This is a genomic window from Thalassobacter sp. (assembly GCF_982993085.1).
This window is the reverse complement of record NZ_CEZFMW010000127.1, coordinates 1-9,984: the sequence shown is the minus strand read 5'-3', so window position 1 is coordinate 9,984 and position 9,984 is coordinate 1. Positions and strand designations below refer to the sequence as shown.

The 9,984-nt window shown below is 59.9% G+C and carries 13 protein-coding genes; all 13 read left to right on the top strand.

The window, feature by feature from the left end; all coding sequences use genetic code 11:
- On the top strand, positions 1-476 hold a 476-nt coding region (locus tag AC4GMC_RS15580), incomplete at its 5' end, for an ATP-binding protein (RefSeq protein ID WP_490391471.1).
- 21 nt (positions 477-497) lie between these two features.
- On the top strand, positions 498-1,010 hold the full coding sequence (locus tag AC4GMC_RS15575) for a DUF669 domain-containing protein (RefSeq protein ID WP_487877356.1): 513 nt from the start codon (positions 498-500) through the stop codon (positions 1,008-1,010).
- Between the two features lie 65 nt (positions 1,011-1,075).
- Entirely contained in the window at positions 1,076-1,438 is a 363-nt protein-coding gene (locus tag AC4GMC_RS15570) for a hypothetical protein (protein ID WP_487877357.1), read from the top strand.
- Positions 1,438-2,379 (top strand): PDDEXK family nuclease, encoded by a 942-nt coding sequence (locus AC4GMC_RS15565; RefSeq protein WP_490391470.1) that lies wholly within the window; start codon positions 1,438-1,440, stop codon positions 2,377-2,379. Before AC4GMC_RS15570 ends, AC4GMC_RS15565 begins: the two co-directional genes overlap by 1 nt.
- A 194-nt stretch (positions 2,380-2,573) precedes the next feature.
- On the top strand, positions 2,574-2,981 hold the full coding sequence (locus AC4GMC_RS15560; RefSeq protein ID WP_487877359.1) for an HNH endonuclease signature motif containing protein: 408 nt from the start codon (positions 2,574-2,576) through the stop codon (positions 2,979-2,981).
- Positions 2,975-4,711: a DEAD/DEAH box helicase gene (locus tag AC4GMC_RS15555; protein WP_487879519.1), complete on the top strand. Its 1,737-nt coding sequence runs from the start codon at positions 2,975-2,977 to the stop codon at positions 4,709-4,711. Before AC4GMC_RS15560 ends, AC4GMC_RS15555 begins: the two co-directional genes overlap by 7 nt.
- Entirely contained in the window at positions 4,708-4,932 is a 225-nt protein-coding gene (locus AC4GMC_RS15550) for a DUF6511 domain-containing protein (RefSeq protein WP_487877361.1), read from the top strand. Before AC4GMC_RS15555 ends, AC4GMC_RS15550 begins: the two co-directional genes overlap by 4 nt.
- The gene (locus tag AC4GMC_RS15545) at positions 4,932-7,211 is read left to right on the top strand and encodes a DUF3987 domain-containing protein (protein ID WP_487877362.1); all 2,280 of its coding nucleotides are present in this window, start codon (positions 4,932-4,934) and stop codon (positions 7,209-7,211) included. Before AC4GMC_RS15550 ends, AC4GMC_RS15545 begins: the two co-directional genes overlap by 1 nt.
- A 390-nt stretch (positions 7,212-7,601) precedes the next feature.
- On the top strand, positions 7,602-8,090 hold the full coding sequence (locus AC4GMC_RS15540; protein ID WP_487877363.1) for a crossover junction endodeoxyribonuclease RuvC: 489 nt from the start codon (positions 7,602-7,604) through the stop codon (positions 8,088-8,090).
- The gene (locus AC4GMC_RS15535) at positions 8,087-8,284 is read left to right on the top strand and encodes a hypothetical protein (RefSeq protein WP_487633465.1); all 198 of its coding nucleotides are present in this window, start codon (positions 8,087-8,089) and stop codon (positions 8,282-8,284) included. Before AC4GMC_RS15540 ends, AC4GMC_RS15535 begins: the two co-directional genes overlap by 4 nt.
- Entirely contained in the window at positions 8,277-8,660 is a 384-nt protein-coding gene (locus AC4GMC_RS15530; RefSeq protein WP_487877364.1) for a DUF6362 family protein, read from the top strand. The genes AC4GMC_RS15535 and AC4GMC_RS15530 overlap by 8 nt, the downstream gene beginning before the upstream one ends.
- A gap of 78 nt (positions 8,661-8,738) precedes the next feature.
- A complete protein-coding gene (locus AC4GMC_RS15525; protein ID WP_487877365.1) occupies positions 8,739-9,020 on the top strand; it encodes an HU family DNA-binding protein in 282 nt (93 codons plus the stop codon).
- Between the two features lie 452 nt (positions 9,021-9,472).
- Positions 9,473-9,984: ParB N-terminal domain-containing protein (locus AC4GMC_RS15520; RefSeq protein WP_487877366.1), on the top strand; the 512-nt coding region annotated here is incomplete at its 3' end.

Below are 9,984 nucleotides of genomic sequence, written 5' to 3'. Positions count from 1 at the left end.
AGCCGCTGATCTGGGCTGAGGCGTGCAAACGCAATGGTTGGCAGTCGATCGAAACCCCGGGCTTTGGCAAAGGCTATGCCGAGGCGCTGACCATTTGGCGTGAATATCTCGATAAGCTGAACGCGCTGCGCGACCGGAAGGGCATGGTGGTTATCCAGATCGCCCATACCGACATCAAGCGTTTCGACAGCCCGGAGCATGAGCCCTACGACCGCTATGTGATCAAGCTGCAGACCCGCGCCTCGGCGCTGCTGCAGGAGCATTCCGATGTGGTGCTTTTCGCCAACTATCAAATCTCGGTCGCCAAATCCGATGTCGGCTTCAACAAGAAGGTGACCCGGGCGCTCGGGTCCGGTGCGCGCGTTATGCACACCGAAGAGCGTCCCGCGTTCCTCGCCAAGAACCGTTACGGCCTGCCGGACACTCTGCCACTTTCGTGGTCAGAGTTCCTCGCAGCCATGCCCCAATCCCAATGATTGCCTTGAAAGGATACGACCATGGCACGTTTTGATACGTCCTTTGACGCCACCAGCGTTGAACCCACAACCCCCTATGAGCTGCTGCCCGCAGGTAAATACCGCGCTCAGATCGTTGAGAGCGAAATGCGCGTGACCCGCAACGGTATGGGCCAGTTTCTCTGGTTGATGCTGGATATTTTGGACGGCCAGCATAAGGGCCGGAAGATCTTTGATCAGCTGAACCTCGTGAACCCGAACCCCACTACAGTCGAGATTGCACAGCGGACGCTGTCGGCAATCTGCCATGCGACGGGCCGGATGCATGTGAGTGACAGCGAGGAGCTGCACCTGATCCCGATGACGATCCAGGTGAAGATCAAGCCGCCGAAGAACGGCTACGGCGAGAGCAACGCCATCGCCTATCTGCCGCCTGAAGGTGGAGGCGCTCCTGCCACCGCAAAGCCTGCTGCAACCCCTTCAGCACCGCCCCCGACACAGGCCGCTTCCGCACCGCACAAGATGGCCTCCGCGCCCTGGAACAAGAAGGGCTGATCAATCGCGCTGCTCCGCATCCCTGACTGACGGGGCAGCGCCCAAACTCATCTGAGGATATTCCCATGACTGACCTGCATAACGCGGCCCCTCGGGCCGTGATCAGCTCCGGCTTGCCTGATGACCAGCGCCGGTTGATCGAACTCGACGACGATATTGCCAAGATCCGCACGCAGATTGCGACTGCTGATCTGGCGCGCCAACGGGGGCAAAAGCCCATCGACCCTGACTGGTTTCACCGGGCGCGCACCGCGCTGCGCCACCTGTGCCGTGAACGGGCAGAATTGCTTGCCAAAGGCACCGGCCGCCGTCGCCGCGAAAAGCTGAAAGATGCTCTGATCGGCGTCCTGCGCGAGCGCCATGACCCGGACACTTGGAGCAGCATTCTGGCCAAGGCCCAAGCCCGTAGCGAACGGGAGGGCTTGTGATGGCTGATCTTCCCGCACCACCCACGCCAACGCTGACGGCGATCTACGCCGATTATGAGGCCCGCCAGGGCGATGGTTTCCGTGACCATCTCGGCGCATCCATCATCGGTAAATCTTGCGCACGCGCGCTCTGGTATGATTTCCGCTGGGTGACGCCGTCACGCTTTTCCGGCCGCCTGCTGCGTCTGTTTGAGACAGGCCAGCTGGAAGAGGACCGTATGGTGCGCAACCTGCGCGCCACAGGGGCCACTGTTTTGGAACTGGATCCGGAAACAGGACGGCAAATCCGCGTGGAGGCCCATGGCGGTCATTTTGGCGGCTCGCTGGATGGCGTCGCCCTCGGTTTGCTCGAGGCCCCGAAAACCTGGCATGTGCTCGAGTTCAAGACCCATGGAGTCAAGAGCTTCACTGAGCTGACCGCCAAGGGCGTCGTGCTGTCCAAGCCGCAGCATGCCGCGCAGATGCAGATCTACATGCACCTGACCGGTATCACCCGCGCGCTCTACATGGCGGTCTCCAAGAACACGGACGCGCTGCATATCGAACGGGTTGAGGCCGATCCTGCCATGGCCGAACGCCTTCTGGAAAAGGCTGGCCGGGTTATCTTTGCCCAGCACCCGCCTGCGCGTATCAGCGAAGATCCGGCTTGGTTCGAATGCCGGTTCTGTGATCACCATGGGGCTTGCCACGAGGGTGGCGGTGCCGCTGTAACCTGTCGGTCATGCCTGCATGCGACGCCTGTCGATGGTGGATGGCACTGCGCGCGTCATGACAGAATGCTGTCGCCTGCTGAGCAGCGGGCCGCCTGCGGCAGACATCTCTTCATCCCCGATCTCGTGCCAGGTGAGGTCATCGATGCGGGGGACGACATTGTCACCTACCGCATGAACGATGGCGCCTCCTGGTCAAATGACGCCCGCAATACGGAGGCTGCGCCATGAGAGCGGCAAGTATTCGTGTTGGTCAGAAATTTGGTCGGCTCACAATTATCGCAGATAGCGGCATTCGGAGCGGAAGGGGCGAAATCTCATGGCTTTGTGTGTGCGAATGTGGGGCCGAGCACCGCGCCACCACTGGGAATTTGAAATCCGGGAGTGTTCGTTCCTGTGGATGCCTCGCACGCGAGATGTCTTCCATGCGGCAAAAACAAAAGCGTCGCCCTCCAAAGACCTGCCGGTTCCCAGATTGCGAAGCGACGATTGAAAAAGGCGCTAAGGGATACTGCGGCAAGCACGCCCAGAGAATTCGCCGATACGGCGACCCAAGCTATGTCGCGCCAAGCTCGGATGTTCGGGAGCATATGCGCGCCGCCCAGTTGCGTCGCTTCCCGTCCGTGAAACCGACAACCTATCGAAAGCTTTTCGGCCGCCACGAACATCGCGTGGTTGCCGAGGAAAAGCTCGGCCGGACCCTGAGGCCGGATGAGCACGTACACCATCGAGATCACAACCGGCAGAACAACGCTCCGGACAATCTGGAAGTGCTGCCTGCCCGCGAGCACCTGGCTTTGCACGCCGCGCTTAGGAGGAAGCCAAAATGCTGACTTTGAGACCCTATCAAGAGGCTGCTGTTGCTGCCATCTACAATTACTACGAGGAAAATTCCGGCAACTGTTGCATTGTGATCCCGACGGCCGGCGGCAAGTCGCTCGTCATGGCGTCCTTCATTGAGGGGGTGCTGAAGGCTTGGCCGGATCAGCGCATCCTGATCGTGACCCATGTGCGCGAGCTGATTGCGCAGAACCATGCCGAGATGATTGGGCTTTGGCCTGAGGCACCGGCGGGCATCTATTCGGCGGGCCTGGGTAAGCGCGAGGCGCAAGCGCGTGTCTTGTTTGCTAGCATCCAATCCATCCATCGCCGCGCCCATGAAATCGGCCACACTGATCTGGTGTTGATTGATGAGGCCCATCTGATCCCGGGCAATTCCAGCACGATGTACAGGCGCTTTTTGGACGCGTTGCAGGTGATCAATCCTGCGCTGAAGGTGATCGGGCTCACAGCCACACCGTTCCGGACGGGCAGCGGCATGCTGCATGAGGGCAAGGACGCACTCTTCACCGACATTGCCTATGAGGCACCGGTGCGCAACCTGATCGACGCTGGCTATCTCAGCCCATTGGTCTCGAAGCAGCCTGCCACCCGGTTGGATGTCTCGAACGTCGGTGCCCGTGCGGGGGATTTCATTGCGCGCGATCTGGCAGCCGCGGTCGATCACGAAGCGACGACGCGGGCAGCCGTGAGCGAGATCATCACCCATGGAAAAGACCGTAAATCCTGGCTGGCCTTTTGCTCGGGCGTCGAGCACGCGCGTCACGTGGCCGAGGAGTTCGGGCGTCAAGGCATCAGCTGCAGCACAATCTTCGGGGATACGCCAAAGGAGGAGCGAGATGCCATCATCGCGGCCTTCAAGCGCGGTGAAATCCGCGCACTGGCCTCGATGGGCGTGCTGACGACCGGGTTCAACGCGCCTGGCGTCGATCTTATCGCGCTCCTGCGCCCGACCAAATCTGCAGGGCTCTACGTCCAGATGGTGGGTCGTGGCACGCGTCTGGCTCCGGACAAGGAAAACTGTCTGGTTCTCGACTTTGCGGGCAATGTCCGCCGCCACGGACCGATCGATCTGGTCCGCCCGAAACGCCCGGGCGATGGCGGGGGTGGCGAGGCACCCACAAAGGTCTGCCCCGAGTGCGATAGCATCATCGCGCTTTCGGCCACCGAATGCTCTGATTGTGGATACGAATTCCCGGCGCGGGAGGTGAAAATCGCCCCCACAGCGGCCACGCTTCCGGTTTTGTCTCCGAAGGTCCAATGGCTGCCGGTCCACGGCGTATCTTATAGCCGTCATGACAAGCGCGGCGGGCGCCCCTCACTGAAGGTCACCTATAGCTGCGGGCTCAAGTCCTACAATGAATGGGTCTGTGTCGAGCATCAGGGCTATGCGCGCCAGAAGGCGTTCGAGTGGTGGCGTAAGCGTGCGCCGGGCTGCCCGATGCCGCGCACTGTCGACGATGCCATTGCACAGGCGGGACAACTGGCCCGGCCCGCCGCGATCTCGGTGCGCCCGTCTGGCCGCTTTCTCGAAATCTCCGGCTACAGGTTCGATCCATGCGCCACATCCACTCCGGCCTCTGCGCCGTCTGCCACCGGGAACCTCGCGGGTTTGGGTGGTTCAACCCGATATTCACCGTCTCGGACAAGCGGCGGGACCAAAGCCGCAAACACCTCTGTTCTCGCACCTGCCAGGACATCTGTCACAGGAGGACGGGTATGATTGATCCCACCCCAAATGAAATGCAGGCCATGAGCGTTGGCGGCCAATATGGTGGCGAATACCTCGAAAGTATCGGCAAATCTGATCTCGCCACCCTGACTGAGACCGAGTGGGACCACTTCCTCGATGCGGTCATTACCGGATATTGCGACCAACTGCGCGGGCTGGCGGGACAAGACCGTACACGGCTCGACGCAATGACCCCGGAGGTGCCGTTCTGATGGCTAATACATCGTATATGGCGCGGTTCGGCGCACGGCTGGTCACCAATGGCTATGGCATTCTGCCGATCGGTCCCGGCACCAAAAAGCCAGGTCAGTTCAAGCGTGGAGCATGGGCAGACTACCCCGAGTGGAACCGGCACACCGAACGCCCGACCACGGAGGTTGAGGTGACGACATGGGCGACCTGGCCCGAGTGTGGCATCGGGCTTGTTGGCGGCACGGTTGCGGCTGTCGATATCGACGTTGTTGAAGATGCGGAATTGGCGCTTCAAATCGAGCACCTGGCACGTGACCGTTTGGGGGATACCCCGGCGCTGCGCATCGGCAAGGCGCCAAAGCGGATGTTGATCTATCGCACGGCAACCCCTTTCCGGGGCATCAAACGTCATCCGCTGGAGGTGCTTTGTCTGGGTCAGCAGTTCGTGGCTTATGCCAACCACCCGGACACAGGCGCGCCATACGCGTGGCCAGAGGAAGGGCTGGCTGATCTCGATATCACAGAGCTACCTGAGATTACCGCAGAGATGGCACGCAGCTTTCTTGATAAGGCCCATGCGCTGTTGCCCGAACATCTGCGGCAACCTGGCCTGGCGACAGGATCACCGGGCACGGAGCATCTGCAAGCCCATAGCCAGATGGGAACATTGCCCGCCATTGAAGCCGCGCTGAAATGGCTGCCCAATGCGGAGTTGGATTATGACAGCTGGGTGCGGATTGGCATGGCGCTGAAGGGAGCGCTTGGTGACGCTGGGGGCGATATCTTTGCCGGCTGGTCAGCGCAGGCCGCCAAGGATGTGCCCGCGGCGACCGCTAAGGCCTGGGCCAGCTTCAAACCCGATCGCATTGGCGCCGGCACGATCTACCACCTTGCCATGGAGCGCGGCTGGCAACCTGATGCCTCGCTATGTCTGGACGGTGCTGTTACCTGTGATGGCGAGCATCCAGCGGCGGGGCTTTTGTCCAGGCTGGGAGAGCAGTCTGAGGGTAATGAGGAACCAACGGTCATCTCGCCATTCACGCTGGTCATGCCCGATGGATTGGTGGGCGATCTGACCGATTACATGCTGTCGACGGCCCGGCGTCCTCAGCCGCTTTTGTCGCTCGGCGCCAGCCTCTGCGCGATTGGTGCGCTGATGGGGCGGCAGTATCGCACCGAAAGCAACTTGCGCTCGAACCTGTATGTCGTGGGCATTGCGGATAGCGGATCAGGAAAGAACCACGCCCGCGAGATCATCAATGAGGTCTTTTTTGAGGCGGGGCTGGCCCATCATCTGGGCGGCAATAAGATCGCCTCCGGTGCGGGGCTTTTGACCGCGCTGCACCGCCAGCCTGCGATCCTCTTCCAGATCGATGAGTTTGGGATGTTCTTGGCAGCGGCAGCCGACCGGCGGCGCAGTCCGCGCCACATTACCGAAATCCTCGACAACATGACCGAGCTTTACACGGCCGCGGGCGGGATTTTCCTCGGCGCGGAATATGCCAACCGTGACGGCTCAAACGAGCGTAGGGATATCAACCAACCCTGCCTGAGTGTCTATGGCACCACGACGCCTTTGCACTTCTGGGGCGCATTGCAGGGTGCAAACGTCGTCGACGGCTCGCTCGCGCGCTTTCTGATCCTGCCCAGTGATGAGGATTATCCGGACGAGAACATCGCCGTGGGCATGCGCCAGGCACCACCTGCGCTGATTGCCGGGCTGCAAAGCGTGGCCTGCGGTGGTGGGCACCAGAAAGGCAATCTTGCGGGCAAGACGGCCGATCAGAACACTGCGGTGAACCCAACTATCGTGCCGATGACCGAGGAGGCCCGTGCCCGGTTTCGACTGCTCAGCGCAGAGCTGACGGGGGAGTTGCGCGCAGCAAGTGGAACAGCCTTCACGGCGATCCTGGCCCGTATTGGGGAGAACGCGTTAAAGCTGGCGCTGATTGTGGCGGTTGGGCGCGATCCGACAAAGCCTGCGATCGATCTGTCGGCCGCAGATTGGGCCATTGATTTTGTGCGCCATTATGCGCGCCGGACCATGGAGGCTGTTGAACGCCATGTCGCTGACACCGAGACGGAAGCGCATCTCAAGCGGTTGAAGGAGATCATTCGAGCGGCAGGTGCGAAAGGCATCGCCAAATCCGAAATCACGCGCGCCTCACAATGGCTCAAGTCGCGTGACCGTGATGAGATCCTGCTGACCTTGATCGAAAGCGGGGATGTCACGACGGGCATGCGCGGCTCATCGACCAAGCAGGCCATGGTGTACAGGCTCGCGCGGTTTGGCGGGTGACGGGAGATCCTTCAAACCCACTGAAGCTGATTTTGAAGTGTGACTTGGGGATAACACCATGACTTAAAACGGAAAAACGCAATCCTTCAAATCTTTCAATCTTTCAAGAGGACCCCTTATCCCTATACGCGTACGCGCGCGTTTAAATAGTAAGAAATAGGTGCCTATTGAAATATTGAATAATTGAAAGATTATATATCTTACATATAGGACAACGACTTAGGGGCGGAAATCTTTCAAGAGCCTTCCCTGAATGTTTTGAAAGATCTGCCGGGCGGCCTCGTCGCCCTGCGCCTGACCTGACCAGACCACCCTTCGGGGCTTGGCGAGACCGCAGCCTTCACCGGCCAGCCCTCTCGCCTTGCTCATCAAATCGAAGAGGAGGTCTACATGACCCAACCCACACAAACCCCGCGCTGCATCCTTGCGCTTGATCTAGGCACGACCACAGGCTGGGCCATCCGTGGCTTTGACAGCCTGATCACCAGCGGGACAGCGTCGTTCAAACCTGGCCGCTACGATGGCGGTGGTATGCGCTATCTGCGGTTCACCAACTGGCTCACGGAGCTCGATCGGCTGTCTGGACCGATTGCAACGATCTGGTTCGAGGAAGTCCGTCGTCATGCGGGCACTGACGCGGCCCATGTCTATGGGGGCCTGATGGCGTCACTGACAAGCTGGGGCGAGCTGAGGGGCATTCCCTATGCGGGCGTGCCCGTCGGCACCATCAAGCGCCACACCACCGGCAAGGGCAACGCGCCAAAGCAGGCCATGATTGCCGCCGCACGGGCGCGCGGCTTCTCGCCCGCCGACGACAACGAGGCCGACGCCATTGCGATCCTCCACTGGGCCATCGAGACCCAAGGAGGTGTGGCATGAGGTTTACACCCAGAGGCTATGGCGGACACCGCCGTGATCCCGATCAGGTCAAACGGGACGGTTGGCACGAACAGGGTGTGCTGGCTGTCAGCATCGAAGATCAGCGCCTGACCTGGCCGGAACGTGAATTGGTCGAACAATTGGGCACAAAACTATATGGGCCACGCCCCACCGGGGAGGTGCGCCATGGGTGAGAAAAAGACCTGGACCGCCGACGATGTCGCGGATCATTTCGAAGAAGCATTCCGCACGCTGCGTAAACTGCCACCGGTTAGGGCCAAGGGGTACTTCAACGCCTGGCCTGACATTGCGCGCACCAGCCGTGAGATTGCTGTTATGGAGGCGCAGCCCATGCGCGTCTGGCCTTCTGCGGCATCGATCACCCGGCTCGAGCAGACCTTCGATTGGGTGCTTTGGATCGAAGAGTCTGAGCGCAAGCTGATCTGGTCACGGGCGGCACGTCGTCCGTGGAAAGAGATCACCTATGAGTTGGGCATCGATCGCACCACGGCATGGCGCAAGTATAAGCTGGCATTGACGAAAATCTCCTCACGTCTAAACGCTGATTGACTCAAAGCTGTCGGGCAGGTTTTCATATAATCTGCCCGATTAGAGCGGGCATGATGCTATTTTGGCTAAGGGGGAAGCATGAAAAGAAGCGAATTGGTGGCGAAGATTGCCGTGGAAAACCCCCACCTAACCAACGGTGACGCAGAAAAGGTTGTGGCAGCGGTCTTTGACACGATTGTTGATCATCTCGCAGTAGGTGGGCGTTTCGAGCTACGTGGCTTTGGTGTTTTCAGTGTTCGCCATCGCGACTCTGGTCAGCGGCGCAACCCGCGCACGGGTGAAACTGTCTGGGTCGATGCGAAATCTGTGCCATTTTTCAAGACAGGTCGGGACTTACACAACCGCTTGAACGCTGATTGACAAGCAATATGTTGCAACACTTTTGTTTTCGACACATGCAACAGTTTCGTGCTATGCGTAAGGCATAATGGGGAGAGTACGATCGAAGACGGCTCTCCCCGTTTTTGCTTGGGACGCTGATGGTTTGCCGGTCTGCCACCGCTTATCGATTTATGGATAGAAAACACTCTTCGTCCGAAATAAATCACCTCACAACCCATTGAAATTAAACGGGTCCCTTCTGCTTGCGATTGTATACGGGGGGGCGAGGCGCAACGCTTTCCCAGTGACACCCTGCAAAACACCCGTTTCGTTTCGCTTTGTGCGCAAACTCAATAAAACAAAGCCGTAAGGGCTGTAAAAACCCGCCTGAACCGAAACGGGGGTCTGACCCCATTTCGCTTTCGCGGATCTTCGGTTCGTTTCATGCATCGGACCCGTTTCGTTTCGATGCCAAATCCAAGGAAAGACCCATGGACGTTTTGGACCTGCCGCTTGAGCAGATCATTCCCTATGCGTGCAACCCGCGGCGCAACGAGCAGGCCATTGCGACGGTTGCGGCTTCGATCCAGGAGTTCGGCTGGCGACAGCCCATCGTCGTGGACGAAGCGATGGTGGTTCTCGCCGGGCACACGCGGCTCGAGGCCGCGCGAAAGCTCGGTTTCAAGACCGCACCCGTGCATGTCGCCAAGGGGCTGACGGCCAGTCAGGCGCGGGCCTTCCGGATCATGGATAACCGCTCCAGCGAGAATGCGGAGTGGGACAAGGACCTGCTGAACCTCGAACTGGCCGACCTGCTGGAGGCGGATTTCGATCTTGGCCTCACAGGCTTCACCGACGACGAGTTGAACGTGCTGATGTCGAGCCTTGACGAGGGCACGGGCCCTCAAGAGGGCGAGGACGATGTTCCGGAAACCCCCGAGGATCCGGTCAGCCGCTCTGGCGATCTCTGGTTGCTCGGCAAGCATCGGTTGCTCTGCGGTGA

Bases quoted from the DNA above. Each gene is read 5' to 3' on its own strand.
- AC4GMC_RS15575 (WP_487877356.1), top strand. From the start codon at position 498: ATGGCACGTTTTGATACGTCCTTTGACGCCACCAGCGTTGAACCCACA.
- AC4GMC_RS15570 (WP_487877357.1), top strand. From the start codon at position 1,076: ATGACTGACCTGCATAACGCGGCCCCTCGGGCCGTGATCAGCTCCGGC.
- AC4GMC_RS15565 (WP_490391470.1), top strand. From the start codon at position 1,438: ATGGCTGATCTTCCCGCACCACCCACGCCAACGCTGACGGCGATCTAC.
- AC4GMC_RS15560 (WP_487877359.1), top strand. From the start codon at position 2,574: ATGCGGCAAAAACAAAAGCGTCGCCCTCCAAAGACCTGCCGGTTCCCA.
- AC4GMC_RS15555 (WP_487879519.1), top strand. From the start codon at position 2,975: ATGCTGACTTTGAGACCCTATCAAGAGGCTGCTGTTGCTGCCATCTAC.
- AC4GMC_RS15550 (WP_487877361.1), top strand. From the start codon at position 4,708: ATGATTGATCCCACCCCAAATGAAATGCAGGCCATGAGCGTTGGCGGC.
- AC4GMC_RS15545 (WP_487877362.1), top strand. From the start codon at position 4,932: ATGGCTAATACATCGTATATGGCGCGGTTCGGCGCACGGCTGGTCACC.
- AC4GMC_RS15540 (WP_487877363.1), top strand. From the start codon at position 7,602: ATGACCCAACCCACACAAACCCCGCGCTGCATCCTTGCGCTTGATCTA.
- AC4GMC_RS15535 (WP_487633465.1), top strand. From the start codon at position 8,087: ATGAGGTTTACACCCAGAGGCTATGGCGGACACCGCCGTGATCCCGAT.
- AC4GMC_RS15530 (WP_487877364.1), top strand. From the start codon at position 8,277: ATGGGTGAGAAAAAGACCTGGACCGCCGACGATGTCGCGGATCATTTC.
- AC4GMC_RS15525 (WP_487877365.1), top strand. From the start codon at position 8,739: ATGAAAAGAAGCGAATTGGTGGCGAAGATTGCCGTGGAAAACCCCCAC.